The following is a 26,264-nucleotide window of genomic DNA, read 5'->3' as shown; positions in this document are numbered from 1 at the left end:
CGACTAGGCGTCAACTGTGGGATTCGGCAACCGGACGCTGAACACCGTCCGGCCCGGGCGGCTGTCCACTCCGACCGTCCCGAGGTGGGCCTCCACCACCGCCGCGACGATCGCCAGACCGAGGCCGGTGCTGCCATGCGCGCGCGACCGGGAGCTGTCGCCCCGGGCGAACCGCTCGAACATCTCCGGTTGCAGCTCCACCGGCACCCCGGGCCCGTCGTCGGCGACGGTGAGCACGGCGCTGGTGGCGTCGACCGCGAGGGTGGTGGTGACCGTGCTGCCCGGCGGGGTGTGCACCCGGGCGTTGGTCAGCAGGTTCGCCACCACCTGGTGCAGCCGGGCGGCGTCACCCGGCACCCGGATCGCCACCTCGGGAAGTTCGAGCTGCCAGCGGTGGTCGGGGCCGGCGACGTGCGCGTCGCTGACCGCGTCCACCACCAGGGCGGTCAGGTCCACCGGTTCGACCGCGAGCGGACGGCCGGTATCGAGGCGGGCGAGCAGCAGCAGGTCGTCGACGAGGCTGGTCATCCGGGTGCTCTCCGACTCCACCCGACGCAGCGCGTGCGCCACGTCGGCGGGAACCTCGTCGCGGCCCCGCCGGGCCACCTCGGCGTAACCGCGGATCGCCGCCAGGGGGGTGCGCAACTCGTGGCTGGCGTCGGCGACGAACTGGCGTACCCGAGTCTCGCTGGCCTGCCGAGCGGAGAGCGCGTCGGCGACGTGGCCAAGCATCCGGTTCAGCGCCGCGCCCACCTGACCGACCTCGGTGCGCGGGTCGGTGTCCGGGGCCGGAACCCGGACGGCGAGGGCCACCTCGCCGCGGTCCAGGGGCAGCTCGGTGACGCGGGTGGCGGTGGCGGCCACCCGGTTGAGCGGTCGCAGGGTCGCCCGCACGATCAGCGCACCGGCGGCGCCGGCGAGGACCAGCCCCACGGCGGCCACCCCGGCCTGCGCGGCGACCAGCGCCCAGACGGTCTCCTGGACGCCGGAGAGGGGGACCGCGACGACGCGCACCCGGCCGTCCCAGTACCTGCGGGCCACGGCCCGGTAGTCACCGCGATCGCCGAGGTCGACGGTGCGCGGCCTGGCGTCGACCGGCAGCTCCGCCAACGCGGCGACCTCCCCCACCGGCACGGACTGCTCGTCCGGGAACGGATCGGCGCTGGACGAGCTGTTGGTCAGGGTCCGGGCGCCGGTCACCCGACCGTCGGTGACCTCGGCGACCACCGCACCGGACGGCAACCCGGCTGGGATGGCCGGTCCGTTGCCGGGGAAGGCCGGCCGTCCCGGACGGTCGCCCCGCATGGCCGTGGCGGGGGCCAGCTGGGCGTCGAGCCGGTCGATCAGGAAGTGCCGCAGCGCCACCGTGGTCAGGCCACCGATGGCGACGCTGACCAGGGCCAGCAGCGCGAGCAGGGCAAACACCAATCGGGTACGCAACGAGCGTCCGGCCAGCCAGCGGCGGGCGGCGCGCAGCGGGCGGGGGTTACTCGGCGGGCTTGAGGACATAGCCCGCGCCGCGCAGCGTGTGGATCATCGGCGGCCGACCGGCGTCGATCTTCTTGCGCAGGTACGAGATGTACAGCTCCACCACGTTGGCCTGGCCGCCGAAGTCGTAGTTCCACACCCGGTCGAGGATCTGTGCCTTGCTGAGCACCCGGCGCGGATTGCGCATCAGGTAGCGCAGCAGCTCGAACTCGGTCGCGGTGAGGGTGATGAGCTGGCCGCCCCGGCGGACCTCGTGGCTGTCCTCGTCGAGGCTGAGGTCACCGACGGTCAGCACCGCCTCCTCCCGGGCGGCGACCGCGAGCCCGGAGCGCCGCAGCAGCGCACGCAGCCGGGCGATCACCTCCTCCAGGCTGAACGGTTTGGTGACGTAGTCGTCGCCACCCACGGTCAACCCGGCGATGCGTTCCTCCACCGCGTCGCGGGCGGTCAGGAAGAGCACCGGCACGGTGGGGGCGTGCTCGCGCAGCCGACGCAGCACCTGGAAGCCGTCCAGGTCGGGCAGCATCACGTCGAGCACCACGGCGTCCGGCTGGAACTGGCGGGCGGTGCTCAACGCCGCCATGCCGTTGCCGGCGGCGCGGACCTGCCAGCCCTCGTAGCGCAGCGCCATCGACAGCAGGTCGGTGAGCGTCGGTTCGTCGTCGACCACCAGCACCCGGACGGGTTCGCCGTCGGGGCGACGCAACTCGATCCGGCTCGGCGCGGCCTGCCCGTTCATAACCATGTGGCCCATCGTGGCCGCGTCACCTGTACCGCGCCCCTGCGGAGGCTGTGTGCCAGCTGTGCGACCGGGCCGACGCGACGCCGGCGACACCACCGGTCAGCCCCGCCTCGTGGTCACTCGGACACCCCGTACGCGTCGGTACGCACGAACCGCATGCTCCAGCCGCCCGCCTCGTCGAGCCGGTCGCGTTCGTAGAGATGGTCGGGGCCGGGCTGCACCGGACCGGTGCCGTCGGGATGCCGCATGATCCATCGGTGGGGTGGGGCACCGTCCGGCCCGGCCGGCAGCAGCCGGACCAGGCCGTCCGCGGGCCCGCCGACGAAGCGTACGGTGACCTCGCTCATCGCGGCGCCCCCTCGGGTGACCGTGCCGGCACAATCGGTGACACCGGCTCTGGCTCGCAAGCTACCGCACCGGTCGCCGCGGCGCAGCGGGCTGCCCCGGCCGGCCCGCTCGCGACCGGCCGACGGTTTGCCCAGTTCGGAGCCCGGGTACCGCGACGTGAGCACCCCGCCGTCGGCGGGGCGAGGACGAGGAGTGGTCGATGCGCACGCTGGACGGGCGGTACCGGCTCGATCAGCGGATCGGCGTCGGCGGAATGTCCGAGGTGTGGCGGGCGCACGACCAGGTACTGGACCGACCGGTCGCGGTGAAGCTCATCTCCCCCGGTCCGGACGACCGGCACGGCCCGGTGGACCGGATCCGCACGGAGGCCCGCTCGGCGGCCCGGCTGGTGCACCCGAACGTGGCGAGCGTGCACGACTTCGGCACCTCCTCGACCTGGCCGGGCCAGCCGATGCCGTACATCGTGATGGAGTTGGCCGAGGGCGAGACACTCGCCGCGCACCTGCGTGCCGGGCCACTGGACTGGCGGATCGCGGTGCGGGTCTGCGCGGAGGTCGCCGCCGCGCTGGCCGCCGCGCACGCCGAGGGCATCGTGCACCGTGACATCAAGCCCGCCAACGTCATGCTCACCCCGGCCGGGGTGAAGGTGCTCGACTTCGGCATCGCCATCCCCGCCGGAACACCGGACCCGATGCCGAGCGGGATGGTGCTGGGCACCCCGGCGTACCTGGCACCCGAACAGCTGGACGAGGCGCCGGCCACCCCCGCCGCCGACATGTACGCCCTCGGGGTGCTGCTCTACTACAGCCTGACCGCCCGTCTGCCGTACCGCGCCCAGACCGCCAACGAACTACTCGGCGTACGCCGCTGTCAGCCACCGGAGCCGCTGCCCGACATCGACGGGCTCCCGCCGGAGGTCGCCGAGCTGTGCCACTCCTGCCTCGCCGACGACCCCGAGCAGCGCCCGACCAGCCTGGTCGCCGCGCTGGTGCTGGCCGAGGCCGTGGACGCCCGGGTGTACGTGCCGATGACCATCCCGACGGCCCGCCGTCCGGCCCCGACGTCACCGTGGACCGACCGGGCCGCCGCGGAGGTCACCGAGGCGGTGGCGGTCGTCGACGAGCCCAACCGGGCCGCCGGGCGCTGACCGTGCCGGCCCACCGCGTTCCGCCGCGCCGGGCGGGCAGATCAGCGCTCCGGCCAGCGCGCCGGCCAGCGCTCGGGCCGCATCGCGGGGCCGCGCGGCGTTTCGCGGGGCGGCGGCCGGGTAGCCGGGCTGGTGAGCGACGGGAGAAACGCGATGCCGGATCAGAGTTCCTGGCTGCGTGAGGCCACAGCGACCGCCGAGGGCGGTCACGTACGCACCGACGATGGCGGGCTCTCCACCGCGCTGGCCTCACCGCTGGCGCCGCACTGCACCGGGCTGACCCCGGAACAGTTGCTGGCCGCGGCCTTCGCCTCCTGCCTGCACCACGCGGCGGTGGAGGTGGCCGGGGAGATCACCGACGAGGCGCACACCGTCCAGGTCCGGGCGGAGGCGAAGCTGGGGCGGGACACCGACGGCCGGTACCGGGCCGACGTGCACGCGGAAATCTCCTCGGCCGGCCTGAGCCGAGATCAGTTGGCCGACCTGGTCGAGTACGCCGACCGGCTCTGGCCGTTCTCCAGCAGCGACGCCAGTCGACACCGACTGACCGTCACCCCGGCCGAGAACGGCCGACACTGACCGTTACCCCGGCCGAAAACGGCCGACACTGACCGTCGCGGAGCCAGCCGCCGCAAGCGCGGCGCCTCGCATGATCGTGCTCCATCCTGGTTGTCGTGGCATTAGCCCGCCTCAAGGCCCCGACTTCCTGGATCGAGCACGATCTGCGCGTGCCTGACGGCTTGGGCAAGGCCCGGGGTCGGGTAAGGCCCGGGGGCCGCCCGGTGGAGGTGCGGGTCGACCATTCGGTTGAGGGCGCGGAGTGACATTGTGCGCGGCGGCCGGGCCGGTGAGGCGGCCGCATTCACCCGGCAATTCGGGAATAACCGTCTGGGGTGATCCGCGAGGTTGGGTCGCGTCACCGCCATTTTGCCGGTTAAAGTCGCCATGATCAGGGCAAATTGTGGCGCATGCCACCGTATGGACTGATGGCTTCGGACGGTCAGCTCTTTAGCCTCGGCAGGTGCATCCCGACGACCCCTCCGACCAGAAGCTGACCGACGCCCGCCCGACCACCCCTTCGGACGACGCCGCATCAACCGAACGGACGATCGGCCGTCACCGGGCCCCCGAACCGCCCCGGCGCGCCCTGCTGGGCTCGACTCCGGTGCGGGTGGCGTTGGCCACCGGTGTCACCTGCTGCCTCAGCCTCGTCGCGGTCGCCACCGCGCGCGGCAACGACGACGCGGCCCGCACGGTGGAGCCGCTCGCCGAGGCGGTGGCCGACCGCGCCGCCATCGCCGACGAGCGCGCCTCCCGCTCGCTGGACCGCGACGCCGCCCCGGCACGGATCCTGCCCAGCCCGACGGCGAAGCCCACGCCCACCCCCACCGCCGTCCGCAAGGCCCCCAAGAAGCCGGTGAAGCCACGCCGTCCCCGGCCGGTCGCCGGCCTGGACCAGGCGCAGATGGACAACGCGAAGATCATCGTGGACGTCGGCCTGGAGATGAAGATGCCGCGTCGCGCCCTGGTGGTGGCACTGGCCACCGCGATGCAGGAGAGCAACCTCTACAACCTGGCCAGCGACGTGCTCCCGGAGTCGGCGGAATACCCGAACCAGGGCAGCGGCTCCGACCACGACTCGGTCGGGCTGTTCCAGCAGCGGCCCAGCAGCGGCTGGGGCACGGTCGCCCAGCTGATGCGCCCGTCGTACGCCGCGCGGGCCTTCTACACCGCGCTCAACGAGATCCCCGGCTGGCAGGACATGAGCGTCACCGCCGCCGCCCAGGCCGTGCAGATCTCCGCCTACCCGGACGCGTACGCCCAGCACGAGGACCGGGCGACGACGGTCGCGGCGGCGCTCACCGCCTGAGCCGGGGCACCGGACCCGGCGCCCGCGCGTCTCAGCGACGACCGGGTGGGGGCTGCGCGCCCGCGTCCAGCCCGCCGGCTCCGACCCGACTGCCCGGTACGCCGGCGGCCGCGGTCGGAGTGTCGGCGGGCACCTGGTCGACGGTCACCTGGCCGAGGATCTCGTCCACCTGCGCCGCACGCCGCCGACGGGCATCCAGCGCCGCCTCGAAGTCACGTCGGGCCTGCACGGCGTCCGCGTACGCCCGCTCGCGCACCCGCCGCGCCTCCTCGCGGGCCTCGTCCAGCTCGACGCGGGCCTGGGCCAGGATCTGCGCGGCCTCGCGTGGCACCGCGTCACCGGCGTACCGGGAAACGGCGGCGTCGCCCAGGTCCAGCCGGTCCAGCAGCCCGCTGAGCCAGGCCGCCTCCTGGCGGATCTCGTCCCACTCCCGGGCCGCCCCGGCCGCGCCCTCAGCCCGCGCCGCAAGCCGGGACAACCGGATTCCCAACTCGTCCAGGCAGTGATCCACCTGCCGCTGGTCGTAACCGGTGTCAACGACGGAGAACCTCATACTGTCGCCCCCCAGGCAGCTGCTGTTACTTCCCCACCTGGATCCTCGGCCGCGGAGACGACCACCGAGGGGGTTCGGGGAAAATGTTCAGCATGCGCGCAGGTGACGCTGAGGTCAGGTGCGCTTGGGCAACACGACGACCCGGCCGAAGAACTCGTCGATGCGGCGGACCACGTCGTTGAAGTCGTCCAGGTCGATCGGCTTGGTGACGTACGCGTTGGCCTGCAACGTGTAGCTGCCGACGATGTCGGTGTCGGCGTTGGAGGTGGTCAACACGACGATCGGGATGGTCCGCAGATCCTCGTCCTGCTTGACCGCCCCGAGCACCTGCCGACCGTCCATCCGCGGCATGTTCAGATCCAGCAGGATCACGTCCGGCCGGCGGGCCTGCTCGTGCCGGCCCTCGGCGCGGAGGAACTCCATCGCCTCCTCGCCGTCACTGACCACGTCGATGATCTTCTCGACGTCGGAGTCCGCCAGTGCTTCCTCGATCATGAGCACGTCACCCGGGTCGTCGTCGACCACCAGGATGCGTACCGGCTGCGGGCTGTCTGCGCCCATCACTACCTGCCTCGGGGTCGGCGGGGACGGGACCCTGACGGTCACCGCGCTGGCGGGAAAATGCTGGCGGGGAAATCTAGCCCATCAGGGGGCACTGCGGGACGCGGGGTCGACCGACTCCGGCTCGTAGCGCAACACGTCGGCGAGGCCGGTCACCCGCAGCACCCGCTCGACCCGGCCGTTGGCGCCGGTGAGCCGAAGCCAACCCCCGTCGGCCGCCGCCTGGTTGTCGCCCCGCACGAACACGGCCATCCCGGTGGAGTCGCAGAACGTGAGGTCGGTGAGGTCGAGCAGCACCCTGGTCTCGCCGGCCGCGGTGAGCCGGTCGATCGCGGCGGTCAGCTCGGGGGCGGTGCTCAGGTCCAGCTCGCCCGCGAGCCGCAGGCAGGCGCCACCACCGTCGCGCTCGACGTAGCTGACGCTGAACGTCACCGTTCTCCCCCTCGCTCCACCCTCGGGGTGGGACGTTTGCAGTGCGGCAAGTATACGCAGGGCTGCCTCCACCGCCGCCGGGCGCGGTGATCGATCCGGAGGCCGGTCAGCGGGTGGCGGCGGTCAGCGCCGCGCATCCCAGCGCCAACACCCGCCCCGCCCGGGGGAAGTCCCGTAAAGCGGCGGCGTAGTGCTCCAGAGGCAGGGCGATCGCCCCCGCGGGCACCCCACGACTGCGCAGAATCCCCGACAGCCACTGCACGAACTCGGTGAACAACGAGGCGTCGTCGACGTAGACCGCAGCGGCCAGGAAATCCACGATGTGGCCCAGGTCGCTGATCGTCGCGTCCAGCTGGGCGGCGGTGTACGCCCGTGCCGCCGGCACCCGTTCCCGCAGCTCCGCCAACGCGCTGTCGATCAGCTCACCCCGACGGCGCACCAGGCTGGCGTACTCGTCGTCGGCCAGGTGGGTCAGCCGCGCCGGCGGCACCCCGCGCAGCGCCCGCTCGTCAGCGATCAACTCGGCCGCCGAGGGCGCGTCCGGCGCCCAGGCCACGCCGAGCCGCCGCGCCCACCGGCCGTCCGCGCCGAAACCGCGCCCTCCGACCACCACCGGCACGTCCGACCGGCGACAAGCCTCGATCATGCGGTGGGCGTACGGCAGCCGCATCGGCAGCGCGGACGCCAACGCGACCGCGTGCGCGTCGTAACGGTGCAGGTACGACACGAGGTGCGCCGCGGGCACGCTGGCGCCCAGGAAGGTCACCTGCCACCCGCGCAACCGCAGCACCTCGGCCACCAGCCGGGGCGGCAGCGCGTGCCACTCGCCGTCCATGCAAGCGACGACGACCCGCCCGCCGGTCGGCCGAATTTTGACGTGCGCGGCCACCGCCGCCACCACCCGCTCGCTGATGTGGGTGGCCGCGTGCTCCTGGGCGACGCTCCACTCGTTACGCGCCCACCGTTCGCCCACCTCGGCCTGTGCGGGCGCGACCAGGTCGAGCAGCACCCGCTCCGCCGGTACGCCCGCGTCGAGCAGGTCGATCGCCAGGTCGGTCGCGGCGTACTCGTCGGCGTCGGCGAGGCAGTCCAGGTAGCCGGAGTACGCGCTACCAAGGTCGGCGTCGGTCGTGGCGGCGGTCACGCGTCAGTTCCCTTCGGTCCGGTCGACGCCGGCGGTACCGCGTGCAGATGCCGCGCCCCGCGCCCACCCAGGCCGGCAGCTCGCAACGCCAGCACGGCGATGTCGTCGTGGTCGCCGTGCCCCAGCCAGTCGCAGGTGATCTGCTCGACCCGTTCGGCCAGGGCCGGCGCGGGCATCCGCTGGCAGCCGGTCAGCGCACTGACCAGCCGCTCGGGGCCGAACTGCTCGTCGCCACGCCGGCCACCCCGGGCCTCGGTCACCCCGTCGCTGTAGAGCAGGCAGGTCTCGCCCGGTGCCAGCCGCACGGTCACCTCGCCGACCCGGGGGTCGGACACCACGCCGATCAGCATGCCGCGCAGCGGCACCGCCTCCACCTCACCGGAGGCGCGCAGCACCAGCGGCGGCAGGTGCCCGCCGCCGGCCATGGTGAGGGTGAGACCACCGTCGCGCTCCGGGCGGGCCACGCCGAGCACCATCGTGGCGAATCTGCCCTGGCCGTGCGCCTGGGTCGTCTCGAGCAGCGCGTCGTTGAGCAACCGCAGCAACCGTGCGGGGTGCGACTCCAACCGGTGCAGCGCCTGGAGGCACTGACGTAACTGACCGGTGAAGACGGCGGCCTCGACGCCCTTGCCGGACACGTCGCCGAGGAAGAACACCGAGCCCCCGTCGGGGAGCCGGTGCGAGCCGTAGAAGTCGCCGCCGATGCGCAATCCCGCCTGCGCCGGCCGGTACGCGGTGCCCCACTGCACGCCGACGGCCTCGACCGGCTCGACCGGCAGCAGGCTGGCCTGGAGGGTGTCGGCCACCTCCGCCTGGTCGCGATAGAGCAGCGCGGTGGTCAACGCCGCGCCGGCACGGGCCGCGAACGCGCGGATCAGCTCCACGTCGGCGTCGTCGTACCAGCGGGTGGCGCGGCGGGCCACCAGCAGCACACCGACCGGCGCGTCCCGACCCGGCAGTGGAACGACCCGGGCGGCGCTCTCCGCGCCGGCGAGCCCCGGCAGCCAACCGGCGTCGACCGCCTGCTCGACCAGCCAGTCCACCGCGTGCGGCTCGGCCCCGGTGAGCGCGTCGGCGATGGCGGAGGGCAACCCACCGCCGGCCAACACGCCGCTGTCCACCATCGGCGCCTCGTCGTCGGCACGCGAGGCCCGCCACCAGCGGGATCGGCCGGCGCGTGGGGCGAGCACCAGCACCGCCACCTCGGCCAGGGTCGGCACGGCGAGTCGGACCGCCGCGGCAGCGGCCCGGTCGGGGTGCAGGGGGTTGCCCAGCTTGTCACCGACCACGGCCAGGAACGCCGAGCGGGCCCGCTCGGCGAGCAGCGCGTCGGCGCGGCTGGCGCTGTCGGTGACATCCTCGACGTACCAGCAGCAGCGGGCTCCCGAGAGCGGCACCTGGCGGGCGCTGAGCCGACGCCCGCGGTGGGTGAACGCGCCCACGGCGTTCTCGGTCAGCCCCGGCACGCCTGCCGCACTGAGCAGCTCGCCGGGTGTCACCTCCGGCAGCAACCGCTCGGCCACCGGGCTGACGTGCCGCACGACGCCGTCGGCGTCGCAGACCACCAGGCCCTCCCGGAAGTGCTCGACGACCTCGAACCAGTCGGGCGTGGCCTGACCCCGGTCGGGGGCCAGCGGCGGCAGGGCCGCTGGTGGGCGGGGGCGGACGTCGGCGGACCACGCCGGGGGTCGTGTCGTGCTCGGCGTGGAGAGCCGTCCGTCGCCCGGGTCCGTGTCCCTGACGTCGGAAGCAGTCACCAGCTGAGCCTCACTCCTTGTCGTCCACCGAACCCGTGCCGGAACCGGCGTCTACGGTCAAAACTTTCCAACCCACCCTACGCCCGAACACTGTTGGCGGCATCTCACCGCAGGTGGCGGGGGTCGGCACCGACCGCGACCGGTACCCGCCGCGCCGGTCGGCGGCGGCACCGTCGCCCGAGGATCGGCACGCCGCCGGGCGACTGACGCGCGCGCGGGCGGCTGACGCGCGCGCGTCAGTCGCCCTGGCTTTGCGTTTTGTTCCGCGACCGGGAAAATGGAGGGATGCCCGACCAGCTGCTGACCATCGAGACAACCCGGCTCGCCGCCGGGCACGTCCGACTTCGGCTGAGCGGTGAACTCGACTACGACACCGCCCCCGAGCTGATCGCTGCGGCGGCCGACCTGCGCGGCGACCGGGACGCCCCGGTCCAGGTCGACCTGACCGGTGTGACCCTCTGCGACTCCTCCGGGCTCAGCGCGCTGCTGGTGGTGCACCGCGCCGCCGGGACGATCCGGTTGACCGGAGTCAGCCCACAGCTGCAACGGATGCTCGACCGCACCGGCCTGAGCGAGTTGCTGGCCGAGGCTTACGCCGACGACGACGTGCGCGCCATCGGCTGATCCGCGGCCATCCCGGGAGCGAAACGGGGATGGCCCCCGACCCTGGGACCTGGGGTCGGGGGCCGGAGGAATGTCTAGGGCGCCGTCATCTGCTGGAGCCGGGGGCCGCTCTCGCGCAGCTCGCCGGTGGGGGCGGAGTCGACGTCATCGGGTTTCCCCGAATCGGGCGTCTGGTACAGGTAGCGGACGAACTGCCCACTCGCCTCGTTGTCGTCCGCGCCGGGCCACTGACCGATGCAGTCCATCCCGATCACCTCGCGGCCGGTCCCGTCGGCCTCCTCCAGCAGCGCCCACAGGCTCACCGGGTAACACCTGGTGATCTCGGGCGTCACCTGCCAGCGGGCGTACCAGCCGGGTCGGGCGGGGACGATCTCGACGATCTCCTTCATGACGACCTTCCTTCCGCGTACCTCGGAAGAACTCCGGTCCTGACCCGATCGTGCGGGCCGGGCGGGTGAGCACCCCTCACCCGTGCCGGATGAAGCGTGGCGGGGGCCGGGTGGACCCGGGCCGGTGGCCTCCGTTTCGTTCTCCGGGACGGCGGGAAGGCGACTGGCGCAGCCACGATCCCCAGCGGAAGGGGTGCCACCATGCGCAAGCAGATGGAGGGCGACAACCAGCGGCGTCGGGCGCTCGCCCGGCAGGCCCGCGAGCAGAATCGCCAGCCCAGCGAGATCGGTGCCAGCCTGAGCGCCTCCAAGCAGCTCACCAGCCTCGACCAGGGCAAGCGTGCCGGCCCACCGCCGGCCGGGCTGCACAAACCGGACACCACGCGCGGCGGGCCGGCACCGCCGGCGGTCGGCAGCGCCGACAACCCGAGGCCCCAACCGTCCCCGCCGAGCGGCGCGGCCGGCGTGCGCAGCATGGGGTACCACGACCTGGTCGACGAGGTCCGGCGGCGCGCCGGGGTCGACTTCAAGACGGCCAAGGTGGGCACCGAGGCCACCGTGCTGGTCCTCGCGTTCGCCCTGGGGACCGCCGAGCGGCAGCGGCTGCTCGCGGCGGTGCCCGCGTCGCTGCACGACGTACTGCCGGTCGACGGCATCGAGCGGCACCAGGACCTTCCCGGCTTCCTGGCCGAGGTGGGCCGGATCAGCGGCAACACCCCGGAGCAGGCCCGGTATCAGGCGGAGGCGACGATGGCCGCGCTCGCCGAGCAGGACGGCGACCTGGTCGAGTCGTTGCACGTACCGGACGGGCTGCGCGACCTGCTGAACCCGCCGGAGGCCGGCGGCGGCCTCGTGGGCGCCTCCACCACCACACCCACCCTGGACGCCGACGAGATCAGCGCGGCACTGGACGACCTGCCGTACTGGGCCGGCGACAGCCAGGGCCTCTACCGGGTCGTCGCGCTGCCGCCGGACAACCTGGACCGGGTGCTCGCCCGGCTCGACCGGCTGCGCCAGGACAACGGCCGTGGCCCCAGCATCGGACGTCCGGGAGACACCGCCGCCGTACTGACCGTGCGGACCAACCAGGCCGACGGGGTGACCGCGCTCGACGTGGATCTCGCCCGCCAGATCGATGCGGCGATCGACGAGGTGGGGGCCGGGATGGCCGGCGGCTGACGGCCGTCACGACATCGACGGGCCGGCGGACCGGGGACAACCCCGGCTCCGCCGGCCCGTCTGCCGTGCCGGGCCACCGGCGGGCCGCACCCTGGGCTGGGCTAGCGTGCCGGATATGAACCGCGCCGCCGACCGGCTGGAACTGGTCGCCGACCCGGTCCGCCGGACCGGGCGGACACTGCTGTCCGCCGGGGTCGAGCAGTCGTACGTGGACGTCGAGGATCCCCGCCACCTGCACTTCGAGTACGTCCGCCGGATCGCCTCGGCGGTGGAGGTGGCCGCTCCGGCCGGCGCTGCGCTGACCGTCCTGCACCTGGGCGGCGGGGCGTTGACGCTGCCCCGCTGGCTGGCTGCCACCCGGCCCGGCTCTCCGCAACGGGTCGTCGAGCGGGACACGGCGGTGGTGGAGCTGGTCGCCCGGGAGCTGCCGCCGCTGCCCCCCGAGGTGCGGGTGGAGGTCGCCGACGCCCGGGACGCGCTCGCCGAAACCCCGGCCGATCGGTACGACCTGGTGATCGCCGACATCTACCGGGCGGCCCGGATGCCGGGGCACGTCCGCACCGTCGAGTTCGCCGCCGAGGTGGCCCGCACCCTGCGCCCCGACGGCTTGTACCTGGTCAACGTCACGGACCTGCCGCCGCTGGTCGGCACCCGGGGGCAGGTGGCCACCCTGCGGGCGGTCTTCGCCGACGTCTGCGTGCTGGGCGACCGGCGGATGCTGCGCGGCCGGCGCTACGGCAACCTGGTGCTCGCCGCGACCTCCCGCCCCGGTGGGCTGCCGGTGGCCCGGCTGGCGGTGGCCGCCCTGCGTGACCCGGTGCCCGGCGGTCTGCTGCACGCCGACGCGCTCACCACGTTCGTCGCCGGCGCCCAGCCCGTCACCGACGCGGACGCCAGCTCGCGCCCCTGATCACCGCCGCGACCGCAATGCCGGGTTTCCGACGGCGTGGGCGGGGAAGGCGCGTCGGATGAGCAACGCCGACGATCGGCAGACCAGCCGCCGAACCCTGATCGTGATCGGTCTGGCGCTGGCCACCGTACTCGCACTGGGATTCGTCTACGCGACCCGCCGGGTGCTGGTCTGGGCGGTGGTCGCCGCGTTCTTCGCCGTCGCGCTCAAGCCCCTCGTCGACGGGTTGCAACGCCGGTTCGTCCGGCATCGGGCATTGGCCACGCTGCTGGTGTTCCTCGCCGCGTTCGTGCTGCTGGCGGCCCTGGCCGCGCTGATCGTGGTGCCGCTGTTCGGGGAGCTGGGCCGCTTCGCCGATCGGGCCCCGGAGCTGCTGCGCGACGCCCGCGCCGGTCGGGGACCGGTGGGGCAGGTGCTGGAGCGCACCGGGGCGCGACGCTACGTCAGCGAGCACTCCGACCAACTGCGCGAGTTCGGCGGCCGGCTGCGCCAACCCGCGGTCGGCGTGCTGCGCGGCATCATCGAGACGGTCGCCGGGCTACTCACCGTCATCGTGCTCGCGTACCTCATGGTGTTGGAGGCGCCGCGGATCACCCGCGGCCTGCTCGCGGCGGGCGGGGACGGTCAGGGCGAGCGGCTACGCCGGGTGGGCCGGGAGGTGTCCCGTACGGTCACCGGCTACCTCACCGGAAACCTGCTGATCAGCGTGATCTGCGGGTTGTTGACCTACGCGGTGCTGGCCCTCACCGGGGTGCCCTTCGCGGCCGTGATCGCCCTGCTGGTGGCGGTCGCCGACCTGTTACCGCTGGTCGGGGCGACCCTCGGCGCGGTGATCGCGGCCGGGGCCGGCTTCCTGCACTCCCCCACCGCCGGAGTGGTCGTGCTGGTCTTCTTCGTGGTCTACCAGCAGTTGGAGAACCACCTGCTCCAGCCACTCATCCTGTCCCGCGCGGTCCGGCTGAACCCGTTGACCGTGCTGGTCAGCGTGCTACTCGCGGCGGAGCTGGCCGGTCTGCTCGGCGCGCTGCTGGCCATCCCCGCCGCCGGCATCGTCCAGACCCTGCTGCGCGAGTACGGCCCGCGCCGGCTCCGGCCGACCCCGCCGGCCGGACCGGCCGCGCGGTCCGAGCGGCCGGCCGCCGGCGACGCCGACTGACCGACGTGGTGCCCGTTCAGCGGGAACGGCTCGCGACCTCGGGTGTGGTGCTCTCCAACGGCACCGCGTTGGCTGGCACCAACCCCAGTTGGACCGCGGAGCGGGTCAACGCGGCGTCCAACGCCCAGTCGGCACTGACCCGCGTACGGTTTCCCGGCATCGCCATCAGGTGGTACGCCCGGGTGACGGCCTTGGCCGGCAGCCCGGCCAGGTTGATCTGCAACGGGTTCGCCGCCGCGTCCTTGCCACCCAGGTCCACGACCCAGCCCAGGTCGTGGTGCTTGTACGGCTTGCGCCGACCGAAACCGTACGACGCGGCGATGTTGTGTGCCGCGCGCTTGCCCTGCCGCTGCGCGTGCTGCGCCGTCATCCCGCAGACCTTCCCCGGGTTCACCAGGTCGGGAACCGCGGCGGCGTCGCCGATGGCGAACACCTCCGGGTAGCCGGGGACGTTGAGGTACTCGTCGGTCACCAGCCGCCCCCGGTCGGTGCGCAGGCCCAGCTCGTTGACGAACGGGTCGGGGCGCACCCCCACACACCACACCAGGGTGCAGGTCGGCACGTACTCCCCGTCGGTGAGCTTCACTCCGTCGCAGGTCGCCTCGGCCACCGAGGTGCCCATCCGCACGTCCACCCCGCGCCGGTTGAGCACCTTGTGCGACGTGTCCGACATCCGCTTGTCCAGCTCGGGCAGCACCCGGGGGGCCACGTCGAGCAGCATCCAGCGCGGCCGGATGGTGAGCCGGGGCCGCTGGGCGTGCAGGGCGTCGGTGAACAGCTGCCCGTGCGCCGCGACCTCGGTGCCGGTGTAGCCGGCCCCGACCACCACGAACGTGGCGCGGGCCTGCTGCTCGGCCGGATCCTCGGCCTGCTCGGCCAGCTCGAGCTGCCGGACGATGTGATCGTGCAGGTAGACGGCCTCGGGCAGACCGCGGAAGCCGTGCGCGTACTCGGTCACCCCCGGAATGGGCAGCAGCTTGTTGACACTGCCCACGGCCAGCACCAGCCGGTCGTACGCCAGCCGGTTCTGCTCCCCCTCCGCCTGGGTGAAACCGACCCAGCGGTTCTGCAGGTCGACGTGGTCGGCCTCACCGATCACCACCCGTACGCCCTTCAGCGTTCCGGTCAACGGCACGGCGATCCGTCTGGGCTCGACCACCCCGGCCGCCACCTCGGGCAGCAACGGCAGGTACAGGAAGTAGTCGGTGGAGTTCAGCACCACGATCTCGGCCCGGTCCCGGGCGATCCGGCTCAACGTCTTCGCCGCGTGGTAACCGGCGAACCCGGCCCCCACGATCACCACACGAGGTTTCGTCATTGCGGGCCGTTTCCCGTCGAAGCCCGTGACAAACGTCCGACACACCACCCGGTCCGGCGGGCCACCGCTCAGGCGGGGGTTGGCGCGGTGATCGCCCAACGCTCGTGGTCGCGCCAGGCGCCGTCGATGAACAGGTAGTCCGGGGAGAAACCCTCCAACCGGAAACCGAGCTTGCGGGCCACCCGCCGCGACGGCTCGTTGCCCGGCTGGATGTTCGCCTCCAGCCGATGCAACCCGACCGAGGTGAACGCGTGGTCGATCACCAGGGCGACGCCCGCCGAGGCGTGCCCGGTCCCGCTGTACGGCAGGAACGCCGCATAGCCGAGGTACCCACCGCGCAGCGCGCCGAGCACGATGCCGCTGATGTTCACGTAACCGGCGATCGCGCCGCTGGCCCGGTCGCAGATCAGGTAGCCGGCGCTGTCGCGGCGGCGAATCCGGCGCAGGTAGAGCTCGTACTCCTCGGGGGTGGCCGGCGCAGCCAACCACGGGTGGTGCAGGTCCCGACTGCGCCGCGCCGCGGCCACGAACTCGTCGGCGTCGGTGGGCCGGGGTCGCCGGATCGCGGCGGGACCACCGGAACGCAGGTATCTCACGGCGGACCACTCTGACCGACCGGCACGCCCGCTGTCCAACCAGGCTGAGCAGCGATCGCGCTCGAACAAGGATGTCAACGTCGTTGCGTTAGGGCTGACGGCTGTTCGTCAACCGGCATCGCCTCGCCGATCATGCAGTTGTGGTGGGCAACAAAACGCCCAAAAGCTGCCAAATCGGGCACCACAACTGCATGGCTCAGCGCACGTAACCACTACATCAGTGATCGAGCACGATCATGCGGGCGTCGGCCGGGTCAGCGGGGCGTCCGCACGCTGAACTCCTGACCGTCGGGGTCAGCCAGCACCAGCCGGCCCGGCCCATCCTGGGCGGTGTCGATCCGGGTCGCCCCGAGCGAGAGCAGACGGTCGACCTCGGCCTGCCACGCGACGCCAGCAGCCGGGGTGAGGTCGAAACGCACCCGGTCCCGGCCGCCGTTCGGCATCAACGGTGGGCCACCCCAGCTGATCTTCGTGCCGCCGTGCGGCGACTGGATCGCGGTCTCCTCGTCCTGGTCCCAGACCAGCGGCCACCCGAGCGCCTGGCTCCAGAAGTACCCGACCTGCTGCGATCCGTCGCAGGCCAGCGCACCGACGAAGCCGCAGCCGGCGAGGAAGTTGTTGCCCGGCGCGATGACGTCGAACTCGTTGCCCTCGGGGTCGGCGAGCACCACATGATCGATCTCCGGGCCCTGCCCGATGTCGGCGTGCCGCGCGCCAAGCTCCAAAGCCCTGGCCACCGTCCGCCGCTGGTCCTCCAGGGAACTGCTGGTCAGATCGAAGTGCATCCGATTCTGGACGACCTTCGGCTGCCCAGACGGCACGAAACGCACTCGGATCTCGGTGTCGGCCCCGGGCAGGACCAGGACGCCGTCGCGCGGGTCCTCGACCATCTCCCGACCCAACAGTTCGGACCAGAACCGCGCGAGGCGTTCGGGCTGGGCTGCGTCATAGCTGATCGCGAACAGGTGAGCCGTCATCGCGCTGGTCATCTCCGATCCGACAGACCGCCGTGCGGTCCTTGGGGCGGAAGCCTAGGGACGAGCCGCGACCGCCGCACCCGAGTATTCGGCTGTGCTGTTGGAGGTCCCCGGCCGGCGGTGGCTGCTCGCCGGGAGGGCCCCGGAAATCGTCGATGCCAGAATCGACCGGTGGGGAACAAGCTGACGGCGGCGCCGTCGCTCGGGTCGTTCACCGATCCGGCGACCTTTCTCGGCGCGGCTCGCGCCGCCGGTGAGCGCGTCGAGCGATTCCTCGATGTCTGGGACGCCTCGCCCGCCTCGTCGGCAGACCGCCACCTGGCCAAGATGGTCACCGGACTCAACTTCGCCGACCAGCGGTCGAGCGCACTCGGCGACTGGTTACGCCGCGAGGCCACCCGCGACCGCCTGTACCGCGCGTGGGAACGTGATCATGATTCGCCATGGGCCGACGACCTCGCCCGGGCACACGATCTCCTCCGCCCCTGAAGGCTGTCGTTTGCGAGCAGAGCACGCGTACCCCGGCGAGCTGACGTCGGCCGAGAAGCGCCGTGCCGAGGAGACCCGCTGGAGGCAGGACCGCAGCGTCCCTCAGCCGGCCCAGCGTCCGGTCAGAGCGGACCGGGGAAGGTCTGCTCCATCGGCATCGGCACCTGGAGGTAGGTGGTGCCGCGCATGTCCAGCCAGGCCCGGTCCGGCCCGCGCACCAGGCGCACCATCACCTCCTCGCAGGAGGGGCAACGGGCCACCAGGCCGGGGGCGTGCGAGTAGACGTGCAGGCTGGCCATCGACCCGGTCATCCCGCAGTTCTCGCAGCGGCCCATCGCGCTGCTCAGGTCGACGGTGAACAGCTCACGCATCGGGCCGTCGAGCATGTTGCCGTCCAGGTACGACATCTCGGTCATCGAATCTCCTCGACACTGCGTGAGCGGGCGGGCGGTCAGCCGGTGGGGCCGAAGCGTTCGGTCTTGACCCGACGCGACGGGTGGCCCAGCCCCACCAGCAGGTCGGCCACGGTCTCCACGAACGCGGTCGGGCCGCAGACGTAGGTGAGCGGTTCCAGGTCCGGCGGCCATCCGTGCGTGTTGACGTCCGGCAGCCCGATGCGGTGCGGTTCACCGCGCCACCCCTCGGGCGCCTCACGGGTGTAGACGTAGGCGATGTCCAGGCCGAAGTCGTCGCGGCCCCGGCGGCGCAGCTCGTCGGCGTAGATCACGTCACCGGGGGTGCGCACCGAGTAGATCAGCCGGAACGGCGCTTTGCTGCCCACCGCCCGCCGGGCCCGGATCATCGCCATCAGCGGCACGACGCCGGAGCCACCGGCGACGAGCTGCACCGGCGCGGTCTCCTCCGGCCGCCAGATGAACCAGCCACCGAGCGGTCCGCGGACCTCCACCGGGTCGCCGGCCCCGAAGACGTCAAGGAGGTACGGGGACACTTCCCCGTCGTGCACCCGTTGCACGGTCACCTCGATGCGCGGGCCGTTCGGGCCGTCCACGGCCGGCCCGGCGATCGAGTACGACCGGGCCGCCTGGTAGCCGTCCGACGCGGTGAGCCGCAGGTCGACGTGCTGCCCGGGCAGGTGCCCCGGCCAGTCCGGCACCTCCAGCACCAGGGTCTGCGCGGTGGGGGTCTCCACCCGGCGCTCCACCAGCCGGCCGACCTGCCAGCGGTTGGGCGTCCGACGCTGCGTGCTCGTCGCCACGGCGCGCTCAGTCACCCTGGTACCGCTGTTCGCGCCACGGGTCGCCGTAGTCGTGGTACCCGGCGGTCTCCCAGAACCCCGGCTCGTCCATCGTCTTGAGCCGGAGGCCACGCACCCACTTGGCGGACTTCCAGAAGTACAGGTGCGGCACCAGCAGTCGGGCCGGCCCGCCGTGCTCGGCCGGCAGCGGGGCGCCGTCGAAGGTGTGCACCACCCACGCCTGGCCACCGCGCAGGTCGTCCAGCGGCAGGTTGGTGGTGTACCCGCCGTAGGAGTGCGCCAGCGCGAAGTGCGCCCCCGTGTCGACGTCGGCGAGCAGCGTGTCCAGTGAGACGCCCTGCCAATTGGTGCCGAGCTTGGACCAGCGGGTGACGCAGTGGATGTCCACCATCGGCGTCTCCTGCGGCAGGGCCATCAGCTCCTGCCACGACCACCGGTGTTCGCTGCCGTTCTCGGCGGAGATGACGAACTCCCAGGTGTCCAGGGACACCCGGGGCGTCGGGCCGGCCGAGAGCACCGGAAAGTCCTCGGTCAGATACTGGCCGGGTGGCAGGGCCGGCTCCTGCGTGCGGGGCCGACCCTGGAAGCCCGGTGACACGATTCCCATTGCACAGTCGTACCACCCGCGCCGGTCGGGGCGGGAGCTTTCCCGCGTACCCCCTCGCCGTGCGGCGCGGCGCGGTCAGTGCCGATCCGCGACGACCTGGCGGTCCTCGGGCAGGTCGCCGCCCCGGGTGGCGCGCAGGCTGGTCAGGGTGACCACCACCAGCACACCGATGATCACGCCGAGCGAGGCCAGGGTGGGGATCTGCGGCACGCTGTCCCAGATGCCGTGTGCCCAGTGCAGACCCAGCTTCAGGCCGATGAACGCCAGGATGATGGCCAGGCCGTAGCTGAGGTGCACCAACCGGCTCAGCGCCGCGTGCAGGACGAAGTAGAGCGCCCGCAGGCCGAGCAGGGCGAACGCGTTGGTGGCGAACACCAGGTACGGGTCCTCGGTGATGCCGTAGACCGCCGGCACCGAGTCGACCGCGAACACGACGTCGGTGGCCAGCACCGCGACCACCACCAGGGCGAACGGCGTGAGTGCCCGCTTGGCGCCCTGGCGGACGGTCATCCTGGTGCCGTGGTAGTCGTCGACCACCGGCATGACCTTGCGCAGCAGCTTCACCGAGCGCATGTTGTTGATGTCGACTTCCTGCTGATGCCCGGACATGGCATCGCGCAGCAGTTTCACCGCGGTGGCGATGAGGATGATCGAGAAGAGCAGGAAGGCGAAGTCGAGGGTCTGCAACGCCGCCGCGCCGAGGGCGATGAAGACGGCCCGCAGCACCAGCGCGCCGGCGATGCCGTAGAGCAGCACCCGCTGGGCGAGCACCGCCGGCACCGCGAACGCCGCCAGCAGCAACATGAAGACGAAGAGATTGTCGACCGAGAGGGACTTCTCGACCAGGTAACCGGTCAGGTACTCCACGCCCTGCTGACTGCCGAAGCGGGACCAGATCCAGGCGCCGAACGCCAGCGGCAGCGCGATGTAGAAGGCCGACCAGCCGATGGCCTCCCGCATGGACACCTCGTGCGGGCGGCGCGTGACCAGGAAGTCCAGCACCAACAGCAGGATGACGCCGATGATGGTGACCGCCCACAGCGTGGGCGTGCCCACCGACGACAGGTCGCTGGCGGCGGACAGATATGACACTTCGCTCATCTGGGGTCTCCTCGAACACCGTCATGTTCGAGGTCTCCTTCACCCACCACCTGATGGGCAACCACCCGAGGCGCGCGCCGGGCGCGCCGTACTGACCGGAATGGTTCGTGGGAAGTACTCCCCTCGCACGACAAGGTTAGGCCAGGCTGAATCTTCATGCCAAGCGGGACATCGATGGTTGCCCTGGTAAACCGCTGTGTGCCCGCGACGGACGCGCTGAGCCGCCGCTGTCAGCCCCGGCGCAGCGTCGCGCCCGGGGCCATCGCCTGCTCCACCAGGTCCCGGTAGTCACGCGGCAACTGGGTAGCCACGTCGTCGAACTCGCCGCCGGTGATCGCCTCACGCAGGGTGGTGAAGACCGCCCGGCTGGCATCCCGGGCGGCCGGCTCCCGCACACCGGCGCGCGACGCGACCCGGGCGACGAACTCCGCCGCGCCGAACCGGTCCGCCTGCTCGGTGCTCGGGCTCGGTTTGAGCACCAGTTGCAACGGCTGGGGCAACTGGGCCGCCAGGTCCAGGACCTCGCCACCGGTCAGCCGCTCGGCGAACGTCTCCAACACGGCCCGGGTCAGCTCGACCGCCCGCTCGGACGACGTCGCGGTGCGCTGGGAAACCTGGTCGATGAAGGTGTCGTAGTTCATCGCGTACTCCCTTGGGCTCGCGTCGGCGCCTGCGGGTACCCGACGTGGCGGAGCGGAAACGGGCCGGGATTCCTCCCCCGGGTGGGCGTGACCGCCCGGGGGGCGGGTAACCGCCGCCGGTCGTCACCACATCGATGCCCGAGGGAGCCCACGCCATGGCGAGCTACGCCGACGTCCTGCAGTACCTGTCGAGCCTGGACTACCCGGCCGAGAAGGACGACGTGGTCCGCGAGGCCGAACGAGAGGGCGCCCCGCCGGACGTGCTGAAGGCGCTACGCGCCCTGCCCCCGGTGGACTACGCCAACGGGACCGAGGTGGCCCGGTCGGCCGGGATCGAGGCAGCTCCCGAGGTGGGCCCCGCCCAGCGGGCCGAGCAGGCCCGGGACAAGAAGCACAACCGGGTCTCGCAGCACCTGCGCGGCATCTGATCCGGCGGTGGCGCCCACACTCCGGAGACAGGATCCGCACCGATGACCTACACCGGAGGCCCGTCCCGCCCGGTGGAGGTGCGCTTTCCCGCCTCCCGGCAGCTCGCCGTGGTGGCGGTGGTCGGGCTCGTCGCCGGCTGCGCCTTCGCGCTGGTGCTGCCGCTGCCACTCGCCGCGCTGGGCGGCTGGGACGTGGGTGCGCTGAGCTGGCTCGTACTGGTCTGGCACAAACTCTGGCCAATGGACGCCGAGCGGACCGCCCAACTGGCCGTGCACGAGGACCCGAACCGGGCGGTCCGGGACGCGCTGCTGCTCGTCGCCTGCCTGGTGAGCCTGCTGGCCGTGGGGCTGGTCGTGGCCAGCGCGCAGAGCGCACCCCCGGGCCTGGCCCGGGAACTGCACAGCGGTCTGGGCGTGCTCAGCGTGCTGCTCTCCTGGTTCGTGGTGCACACCGTATTCGCTGCCCGGTACGCCCGGATCTACTACACCGGCCCGGACGGCGGGGTGAACTTCAACCAGCCCGAACCGCCGCGCTACTCCGACTTCGCGTACGTGGCGTTCACCATCGGGACGACGTTCCAGGTTTCCGACACCAACCTGACCAGCAACGAGATGCGTCGCACGGTGCTGCGGCACTCCATGGTGTCGTACCTGTTCGGCGCGTTCATCATCGCCGTCACGGTGAACCTGCTGGCGGGTCTGGCGCGCTGAGGCTTGGGTGCGACGGGCCGGTCCCGGGGGCGACACGGGGTGGGCCGAACGAAGGGCCGGGACAGGCGGGCGCCCTGGTCACGAACCGCGACCTAGGGCGCCACGCAAGCCTGCCCAGGCGGTAAGCCGCGTCCGAACCGGTCGCGACCACCAGGCGGTGGAGGTCCGCTCGAACCGAGCGGCCAGCACTGCCGGGTCCAACCATACGGCAGAACATCCTCCGTTTGGTCAGAATTTGGCGAAGTGTGGGCCAGGGCACGTCACGGGCGGCCGGTCACCTCCGCGTACCGGTGCTCCAGGTCGACCCGGGCCAACGCCCCCACCAACCAGGCCAGCCGCTCCGACTCGCCACTGGCCAGGCCGGCCAGGTCGTCCGCCGACCGGCCCAGGCCGAGCCGACGGGCGGCAGCCAACGCCCGCCGGTCGGCGACCGGGGCCACCTCCCGCCACAGCGCCTGCACCTCGCGGAGAAACAGGTCGACTACCGCGTCGTCCACGCCGGGAAGCTCGGCGAGGAGAGCCCGCTCCCGGGCCGGCTCGTGATGCGCCACCGACCGCAACCGCCGCAGATCACCCCGGTACCGCTCGACGACCGTCCGGGCCAGGTCACCCAACACATCGGCCAACCCGTCCACGTCACCACGCTGGCCGCTGGCGCGCAGCACCCGTGCCCGGTCCTCGTGCAGCGACCGCGCCAGCCGGGCCGCGCTGTCCCACCTCTCGTCCCGCAGCGCCCCCGCCGCGTCCAACGCCCGCCGGAAGTCACCACGGCGGGCCAGCAGCACCGACAGATAGAGCACCTGGAACAGGCTCGCCGGGTTGTTGGTCACCCGAAACCCGTACTGTTCGGCGAAGCCCCGCCCGCTGCCGGCGAGCCGGCGCGCCAGACGTTTACGATCCTCCACCGGATTGATCAGAGTGGTCGCCATGCCGGCGACTACCCGCACCACAAACGGCCACACACCAGCCGACCGCCCCGGCGTGGTCAGCCGTGCAGGCCCGGCGTGGTCAGCCGTGCAGGCCGCCGGTGCGGTCGCGGGCCTTCAGCCGGGTCGTGGGCAGGGCGGGCGCCGGCAGCGGCGGCGCCGAATCGTCGGCGACCACCCCGAAGCGTCCGTCGCCGGCCATCCAGTCCTCCCGGGCGGCGGCGATCTCCTCGTGTGAGCGGCCGACGAAGTTCCACCACATCACCAGCGGCTCCTCGAACGGCGTACCGCCCAGCAGCAACAACCGGGCCCCGGCCCCGCCCCGCACGGTCAACTCCCGGCGACCCGAGCCCAGGTACAGCAGCGCCCCGGGCTCGAACCCGACCCCGGCCACCTCCGCGGACCCGGACATCGCCAGCACGGCGTACTCGAAATCAGGCCGCAACGGCAGCGTCGCCGGCGCCGTACCGTCCAGCTCCAGCTGCACACCCACCAGCGGCGTGTGCACCACCGCCGGTGACCGCGCCCCGGCGAACTCGCCGACCAGCAGGGTGACGTCCAGGTCACCGTCCCGCCAGCGCGGCAGGTCGGCGTGGTGCGCGAAGTCCGCCGCGCCGGCCCGCGCCGGGTCCGGCAGCGCCACCCACAGCTGCACGCCGTGCATGACCGGCGGATGGGTGGCCGGCGACCGCTCCGAGTGGGCGATGCCGTTGCCGGAGGTCATCACGTTCAACTGACCGGGCACGATCGGTTGCACGTTGCCGAGGCTGTCCCGGTGCAGAATCTCACCGTCGAGCAACCAGGTCACCGTCTGCAGGCCGGTGTGCGGGTGCGGCGGCACCTCCATGCCGGGCCGCTGCGCCACATCGTCCGGGCCGAAATGGTCCACGAAACACCAGGCGCCGACCATCCGCCGGGCGCGCTGCGGCAACAGCCGCCGCACCGTGGTGTACCGGCCCAACGGCACGTCGTGGCCGGGCAACAACACACTGCCGGGATCGACGTCGGCCACGCCAGGTGGTCGGGTCTGCGCCAGCATTGATTCAGTACGCTCCACCGCCCGACTGTACGCGCACGCCCACCCGCCACTGCCGCGCTTCCCGGCAGGTGCGGGCGCGCTCACCAGCGCGGGCTTGGCGGCGTGGGGTCTGGCGGCGTGGGGTCTGGCGGCGTGGGGTCTGGCGGCGCGGCCTTATTGGTTGCTGGAGACCAGCACGCTGTTGGCGCCCGCGACGAGGTCCAGGTACAGGCGCGCCGCCGCCCGGTCCCAACCCGGTGTGCCCAGCACCGAACCCGCGGCCACCCCGTCCCAGCGGTCGTCGCGTACCACCACCGAGCCGGCGCCGGCTCCCACCCGAACCCGTACCGGGATCTGACCGGGAACGCGGACGTCGAGCTGACTGGTCCCGCCGGTGAGTCGCACGGTCAGGGTGCCGCCGGGGTTCGTTTCGGCGGGCCCGGCCGGAGTGATCGGTGGCAGGAGGAGCTGGGTGCGGCTGGAGCCGCCGGCCAGTTCCACGCCCAGCAGCCGAGCCCGGGTCAGATCCAACACCTGGGCGCTCACCCCGCCAGCGAGTTGGAGACGCCAGGCGACCCGCTCGTTGAGCAACACCCGCACGGCCCGCGGACCGCGCGTACCGGACTCCACGAGGTCAAGCCGCACGGTCTCCCCCTGCACCGCCGGTCGGCCCGCCACAGCCGAGCCGGCCGGGGTACTGATCCGATACAGGTCATCGCCCAACTCGGCCACCCGCAGCTCGAACGAGGACAACCCATCCGCGAGCACGAAGGTGCCTCTCTGCCGACCTGCCAGCGGCGCTGTCAACAGTTGTTCGGCAGCGGCACCCGCACCACCGCGGCGACCTCCAGCCGAGCCCGGGTCAGCGGCGCCCCCCGAACGACCGCCGCCACCGGGCCGTAGGTCATCGGGGCGAGTGCCGTCCGGACGAGTGCCGTCGGGTTGGCTGGAGTAGGTCATGCCGAGTCGGTCCGGATCGGCAATGATCACGGCAACCGCCGCCGTACCCAGAAGCAACACGACAGCGGCAGCAACCACCAACAGGCGAGCACCGGTGGACCACCGTCGTGGGGCGGCCTCACCGGAGGGTTCCGGGTCTGACTCCGGTTCGCGATCCACGCCGTACCCCACTGCGGCCATGCCTCTGTCCCTCCGCCGGTCCCCGTCCACGGGTACGTACCCGCCAGCCGATCGGATCACTCGGCGGCGATCACCTCACTCCGCTACGTCGTCGAAGTGAATCTTGGACACTTTCCGTTCACACAGAACGGAAAGTGTCCAAGATCTACGAACAGCGGGCGACCAGACGCCATCCATCTCCGTTGAGGCCGCCGCGATACGGCGACACGCTCGTCATGCGGCCAGCGAACGGCGTCGGCAACCAACGCAGGTGTACGTGCATGGCGCCCGACGCACGGTCCGCGGCGACCAGCGCACACCCGGCGGGGGGCCAGAACGACAGCAGAGAGGCCGCTGGCCGGCACCCGGTGGTGGGTGCCGGCCAGTGGTCGGTGTCCTGCTGTTCTCGTGTGGGTCAGCTGTTCCAGTATCAGCTGTTCCAGTACTGGCCGACGAGGTCGGCGGCCTGCTGCTCCCACTGGGCGTACGCGTCCGGGTACGCCGAGACCTGCACGGTCTGGGCGGCCTGGGTCAGCGGCATGTCCTGCCAACCGTCAACCTGGCGCAGGCCCTTGAGGAACGCGGTCGTCGAGTACTCGGGGTCGGTGATCTGCTCCGGCGTACCCCAACCCGAGCTCGGGCGCTGTTGGAACAGGCCCAGCGAGTCGTGGTCGTTCATGTCGCCGAGGTGGCCCAGGTTCTCCAGCTTCGACTCCTGCAGGCTCGTCGCGATCGAGATGACCGCGGCCCGCTCCGGGAGACCGGCCTTCTTGGTGGCGGCGATGATCGCCTTGGCGTTGGCGGTCTGCTCGTCGTT

At 72.4% G+C, this 26,264-nt stretch carries 31 protein-coding genes; 10 read left to right on the top strand and 21 right to left on the bottom strand.

Translation table 11 applies throughout. The features are described 5' to 3' along the window. Positions 1–3: 3 nt before the first annotated feature. From AB0J33_RS24045 to AB0J33_RS24035, 3 genes are all read right to left on the bottom strand, one after another. Complete coding sequence (locus AB0J33_RS24045; RefSeq protein WP_363616265.1) at positions 4–1,509, bottom strand: HAMP domain-containing sensor histidine kinase; 1,506 nt, start codon at positions 1,507–1,509, stop codon at positions 4–6. After that, complete coding sequence (locus tag AB0J33_RS24040; protein WP_363616264.1) at positions 1,487–2,233, bottom strand: response regulator transcription factor; 747 nt, start codon at positions 2,231–2,233, stop codon at positions 1,487–1,489. The genes AB0J33_RS24045 and AB0J33_RS24040 overlap by 23 nt, the downstream gene beginning before the upstream one ends. 113 nt (positions 2,234–2,346) lie before the next feature. Next, a complete protein-coding gene (locus AB0J33_RS24035) occupies positions 2,347–2,577 on the bottom strand; it encodes a hypothetical protein (RefSeq protein ID WP_363616263.1) in 231 nt (76 codons plus the stop codon). Positions 2,578–2,777: 200 nt separating this feature from the next. On the opposite strand from AB0J33_RS24035, the gene AB0J33_RS24030 reads away from it, so the two are divergent. From AB0J33_RS24030 to AB0J33_RS24020, 3 genes are all read left to right on the top strand, one after another. Further along, positions 2,778–3,725 (top strand): serine/threonine-protein kinase, encoded by a 948-nt coding sequence (locus AB0J33_RS24030; RefSeq protein WP_363616262.1) that lies wholly within the window; start codon positions 2,778–2,780, stop codon positions 3,723–3,725. A gap of 153 nt (positions 3,726–3,878) precedes the next feature. Next, a complete protein-coding gene (locus AB0J33_RS24025; RefSeq protein ID WP_363616261.1) occupies positions 3,879–4,304 on the top strand; it encodes an OsmC family protein in 426 nt (141 codons plus the stop codon). A 442-nt stretch (positions 4,305–4,746) separates the two neighbouring features. Continuing rightward, positions 4,747–5,595 (top strand): hypothetical protein, encoded by an 849-nt coding sequence (locus tag AB0J33_RS24020; protein ID WP_363616260.1) that lies wholly within the window; start codon positions 4,747–4,749, stop codon positions 5,593–5,595. A 31-nt stretch (positions 5,596–5,626) separates the two neighbouring features. On the opposite strand, the gene AB0J33_RS24015 is transcribed toward AB0J33_RS24020, so the two are convergent. From AB0J33_RS24015 to AB0J33_RS23995, 5 genes are all read right to left on the bottom strand, one after another. Next, on the bottom strand, positions 5,627–6,148 hold the full coding sequence (locus AB0J33_RS24015; protein ID WP_363616259.1) for an ATPase: 522 nt from the start codon (positions 6,146–6,148) through the stop codon (positions 5,627–5,629). Between the two features lie 114 nt (positions 6,149–6,262). Continuing rightward, positions 6,263–6,709: a response regulator gene (locus AB0J33_RS24010; RefSeq protein WP_363616258.1), complete on the bottom strand. Its 447-nt coding sequence runs from the start codon at positions 6,707–6,709 to the stop codon at positions 6,263–6,265. 84 nt (positions 6,710–6,793) lie between these two features. Beyond that, the gene (locus AB0J33_RS24005) at positions 6,794–7,141 is read right to left on the bottom strand and encodes an STAS domain-containing protein (RefSeq protein ID WP_363616257.1); all 348 of its coding nucleotides are present in this window, start codon (positions 7,139–7,141) and stop codon (positions 6,794–6,796) included. 106 nt (positions 7,142–7,247) lie between these two features. Further along, entirely contained in the window at positions 7,248–8,285 is a 1,038-nt protein-coding gene (locus AB0J33_RS24000) for a cobalamin-dependent protein (protein WP_363616256.1), read from the bottom strand. Further along, positions 8,282–10,042, bottom strand: a complete 1,761-nt coding sequence (locus AB0J33_RS23995) for a PP2C family protein-serine/threonine phosphatase (RefSeq protein WP_363616255.1) — start codon at positions 10,040–10,042, stop codon at positions 8,282–8,284. Before AB0J33_RS23995 ends, AB0J33_RS24000 begins: the two co-directional genes overlap by 4 nt. Before the next feature lie 285 nt (positions 10,043–10,327). On the opposite strand from AB0J33_RS23995, the gene AB0J33_RS23990 reads away from it, so the two are divergent. Further along, positions 10,328–10,666, top strand: a complete 339-nt coding sequence (locus tag AB0J33_RS23990) for an STAS domain-containing protein (protein ID WP_363616254.1) — start codon at positions 10,328–10,330, stop codon at positions 10,664–10,666. A gap of 74 nt (positions 10,667–10,740) precedes the next feature. Here the strand turns inward: AB0J33_RS23990 and AB0J33_RS23985 are convergent, their stop codons facing one another. Further along, on the bottom strand, positions 10,741–11,055 hold the full coding sequence (locus tag AB0J33_RS23985) for a hypothetical protein (protein WP_363616253.1): 315 nt from the start codon (positions 11,053–11,055) through the stop codon (positions 10,741–10,743). A 201-nt stretch (positions 11,056–11,256) separates the two neighbouring features. Between AB0J33_RS23985 and AB0J33_RS23980 the strand changes: the two genes are divergently transcribed. From AB0J33_RS23980 to AB0J33_RS23970, 3 genes are all read left to right on the top strand, one after another. Beyond that, positions 11,257–12,234, top strand: coding sequence for a DUF2267 domain-containing protein (locus AB0J33_RS23980; RefSeq protein ID WP_363616252.1), 978 nt, complete (start codon positions 11,257–11,259; stop codon positions 12,232–12,234). A 115-nt stretch (positions 12,235–12,349) separates the two neighbouring features. After that, positions 12,350–13,144: a fused MFS/spermidine synthase gene (locus tag AB0J33_RS23975; RefSeq protein WP_363616251.1), complete on the top strand. Its 795-nt coding sequence runs from the start codon at positions 12,350–12,352 to the stop codon at positions 13,142–13,144. Between the two features lie 58 nt (positions 13,145–13,202). Further along, positions 13,203–14,300, top strand: a complete 1,098-nt coding sequence (locus AB0J33_RS23970) for an AI-2E family transporter (protein WP_363616250.1) — start codon at positions 13,203–13,205, stop codon at positions 14,298–14,300. A 16-nt stretch (positions 14,301–14,316) separates the two neighbouring features. Here the strand turns inward: AB0J33_RS23970 and AB0J33_RS23965 are convergent, their stop codons facing one another. From AB0J33_RS23965 to AB0J33_RS23955, 3 genes are all read right to left on the bottom strand, one after another. Further along, positions 14,317–15,618 carry an NAD(P)/FAD-dependent oxidoreductase gene (locus tag AB0J33_RS23965; protein WP_363616249.1) on the bottom strand — a complete coding sequence of 434 codons (1,302 nt, stop codon included), beginning with the start codon at positions 15,616–15,618 and terminating at the stop codon, positions 14,317–14,319. A gap of 68 nt (positions 15,619–15,686) precedes the next feature. Further along, positions 15,687–16,214: a GNAT family protein gene (locus AB0J33_RS23960; RefSeq protein WP_363616248.1), complete on the bottom strand. Its 528-nt coding sequence runs from the start codon at positions 16,212–16,214 to the stop codon at positions 15,687–15,689. 254 nt (positions 16,215–16,468) lie between these two features. Next, positions 16,469–17,191: a VOC family protein gene (locus tag AB0J33_RS23955; protein WP_363616379.1), complete on the bottom strand. Its 723-nt coding sequence runs from the start codon at positions 17,189–17,191 to the stop codon at positions 16,469–16,471. 171 nt (positions 17,192–17,362) lie between these two features. Between AB0J33_RS23955 and AB0J33_RS23950 the strand changes: the two genes are divergently transcribed. Continuing rightward, positions 17,363–17,680, top strand: coding sequence for a hypothetical protein (locus tag AB0J33_RS23950; protein ID WP_363616247.1), 318 nt, complete (start codon positions 17,363–17,365; stop codon positions 17,678–17,680). 122 nt (positions 17,681–17,802) lie between these two features. Here AB0J33_RS23950 and AB0J33_RS23945 read toward each other — a convergent pair whose 3' ends face one another. From AB0J33_RS23945 to AB0J33_RS23925, 5 genes are all read right to left on the bottom strand, one after another. Next, entirely contained in the window at positions 17,803–18,096 is a 294-nt protein-coding gene (locus AB0J33_RS23945) for a DUF6510 family protein (RefSeq protein WP_355420842.1), read from the bottom strand. A 35-nt stretch (positions 18,097–18,131) separates the two neighbouring features. After that, positions 18,132–18,896 carry a ferredoxin reductase gene (locus AB0J33_RS23940; RefSeq protein ID WP_363616378.1) on the bottom strand — a complete coding sequence of 255 codons (765 nt, stop codon included), beginning with the start codon at positions 18,894–18,896 and terminating at the stop codon, positions 18,132–18,134. A 7-nt stretch (positions 18,897–18,903) separates the two neighbouring features. Next, entirely contained in the window at positions 18,904–19,503 is a 600-nt protein-coding gene (locus AB0J33_RS23935) for a sulfite oxidase-like oxidoreductase (RefSeq protein WP_091408112.1), read from the bottom strand. Between the two features lie 75 nt (positions 19,504–19,578). Then, positions 19,579–20,604, bottom strand: a complete 1,026-nt coding sequence (locus AB0J33_RS23930) for a TerC/Alx family metal homeostasis membrane protein (protein ID WP_363616246.1) — start codon at positions 20,602–20,604, stop codon at positions 19,579–19,581. A 230-nt stretch (positions 20,605–20,834) separates the two neighbouring features. Next, on the bottom strand, positions 20,835–21,245 hold the full coding sequence (locus AB0J33_RS23925) for a DUF2267 domain-containing protein (RefSeq protein ID WP_363616245.1): 411 nt from the start codon (positions 21,243–21,245) through the stop codon (positions 20,835–20,837). Positions 21,246–21,400: 155 nt separating this feature from the next. Between AB0J33_RS23925 and AB0J33_RS23920 the strand changes: the two genes are divergently transcribed. Further along, positions 21,401–21,673, top strand: coding sequence for a DUF2795 domain-containing protein (locus AB0J33_RS23920; protein ID WP_030332551.1), 273 nt, complete (start codon positions 21,401–21,403; stop codon positions 21,671–21,673). Positions 21,674–21,715: 42 nt separating this feature from the next. Then, positions 21,716–22,384 (top strand): DUF1345 domain-containing protein, encoded by a 669-nt coding sequence (locus AB0J33_RS23915; RefSeq protein ID WP_363616244.1) that lies wholly within the window; start codon positions 21,716–21,718, stop codon positions 22,382–22,384. 260 nt (positions 22,385–22,644) lie between these two features. Here AB0J33_RS23915 and AB0J33_RS23910 read toward each other — a convergent pair whose 3' ends face one another. The 4 genes from AB0J33_RS23910 to AB0J33_RS23895 form a co-directional block, all read right to left on the bottom strand. Beyond that, on the bottom strand, positions 22,645–23,313 hold the full coding sequence (locus tag AB0J33_RS23910) for a hypothetical protein (RefSeq protein ID WP_363616243.1): 669 nt from the start codon (positions 23,311–23,313) through the stop codon (positions 22,645–22,647). A gap of 79 nt (positions 23,314–23,392) precedes the next feature. Continuing rightward, a complete protein-coding gene (locus AB0J33_RS23905) occupies positions 23,393–24,367 on the bottom strand; it encodes a pirin family protein (RefSeq protein ID WP_363616242.1) in 975 nt (324 codons plus the stop codon). A 135-nt stretch (positions 24,368–24,502) separates the two neighbouring features. Further along, positions 24,503–25,096, bottom strand: coding sequence for a hypothetical protein (locus tag AB0J33_RS23900; RefSeq protein WP_363616241.1), 594 nt, complete (start codon positions 25,094–25,096; stop codon positions 24,503–24,505). Between the two features lie 781 nt (positions 25,097–25,877). Beyond that, positions 25,878–26,264: hypothetical protein (locus tag AB0J33_RS23895; protein WP_363616240.1), on the bottom strand; the 387-nt coding region annotated here is incomplete at its 5' end.

Origin of the sequence: Micromonospora sp. NPDC049645, from assembly GCF_040675155.1 — a bacterium.
In the GTDB taxonomy this organism is placed as follows: Bacteria; Actinomycetota; Actinomycetes; order Mycobacteriales; family Micromonosporaceae; genus Micromonospora.
The sequence above is the reverse complement of the archived record's forward strand: the minus strand, read 5'-3'. Positions and strand labels throughout refer to the sequence as shown.

Bases quoted from the DNA above. Each gene is read 5' to 3' on its own strand.
- AB0J33_RS23930 (WP_363616246.1), bottom strand. From the start codon at position 20,604: ATGAGCGAAGTGTCATATCTGTCCGCCGCCAGCGACCTGTCGTCGGTG.
- AB0J33_RS24015 (WP_363616259.1), bottom strand. From the start codon at position 6,148: ATGAGGTTCTCCGTCGTTGACACCGGTTACGACCAGCGGCAGGTGGAT.
- AB0J33_RS23985 (WP_363616253.1), bottom strand. From the start codon at position 11,055: ATGAAGGAGATCGTCGAGATCGTCCCCGCCCGACCCGGCTGGTACGCC.
- AB0J33_RS23975 (WP_363616251.1), top strand. From the start codon at position 12,350: ATGAACCGCGCCGCCGACCGGCTGGAACTGGTCGCCGACCCGGTCCGC.
- AB0J33_RS23910 (WP_363616243.1), bottom strand. From the start codon at position 23,313: ATGGCGACCACTCTGATCAATCCGGTGGAGGATCGTAAACGTCTGGCG.
- AB0J33_RS23915 (WP_363616244.1), top strand. From the start codon at position 21,716: ATGACCTACACCGGAGGCCCGTCCCGCCCGGTGGAGGTGCGCTTTCCC.
- AB0J33_RS24035 (WP_363616263.1), bottom strand. From the start codon at position 2,577: ATGAGCGAGGTCACCGTACGCTTCGTCGGCGGGCCCGCGGACGGCCTG.
- AB0J33_RS24030 (WP_363616262.1), top strand. From the start codon at position 2,778: ATGCGCACGCTGGACGGGCGGTACCGGCTCGATCAGCGGATCGGCGTC.
- AB0J33_RS24010 (WP_363616258.1), bottom strand. From the start codon at position 6,709: ATGGGCGCAGACAGCCCGCAGCCGGTACGCATCCTGGTGGTCGACGAC.
- AB0J33_RS24040 (WP_363616264.1), bottom strand. From the start codon at position 2,233: ATGGTTATGAACGGGCAGGCCGCGCCGAGCCGGATCGAGTTGCGTCGC.
- AB0J33_RS23935 (WP_091408112.1), bottom strand. From the start codon at position 19,503: ATGGGAATCGTGTCACCGGGCTTCCAGGGTCGGCCCCGCACGCAGGAG.
- AB0J33_RS23970 (WP_363616250.1), top strand. From the start codon at position 13,203: ATGAGCAACGCCGACGATCGGCAGACCAGCCGCCGAACCCTGATCGTG.
- AB0J33_RS23990 (WP_363616254.1), top strand. From the start codon at position 10,328: ATGCCCGACCAGCTGCTGACCATCGAGACAACCCGGCTCGCCGCCGGG.
- AB0J33_RS24025 (WP_363616261.1), top strand. From the start codon at position 3,879: ATGCCGGATCAGAGTTCCTGGCTGCGTGAGGCCACAGCGACCGCCGAG.
- AB0J33_RS23945 (WP_355420842.1), bottom strand. From the start codon at position 18,096: ATGACCGAGATGTCGTACCTGGACGGCAACATGCTCGACGGCCCGATG.
- AB0J33_RS23925 (WP_363616245.1), bottom strand. From the start codon at position 21,245: ATGAACTACGACACCTTCATCGACCAGGTTTCCCAGCGCACCGCGACG.
- AB0J33_RS23980 (WP_363616252.1), top strand. From the start codon at position 11,257: ATGCGCAAGCAGATGGAGGGCGACAACCAGCGGCGTCGGGCGCTCGCC.
- AB0J33_RS23955 (WP_363616379.1), bottom strand. From the start codon at position 17,191: ATGACGGCTCACCTGTTCGCGATCAGCTATGACGCAGCCCAGCCCGAA.
- AB0J33_RS23965 (WP_363616249.1), bottom strand. From the start codon at position 15,618: ATGACGAAACCTCGTGTGGTGATCGTGGGGGCCGGGTTCGCCGGTTAC.
- AB0J33_RS24045 (WP_363616265.1), bottom strand. From the start codon at position 1,509: ATGTCCTCAAGCCCGCCGAGTAACCCCCGCCCGCTGCGCGCCGCCCGC.
- AB0J33_RS23920 (WP_030332551.1), top strand. From the start codon at position 21,401: ATGGCGAGCTACGCCGACGTCCTGCAGTACCTGTCGAGCCTGGACTAC.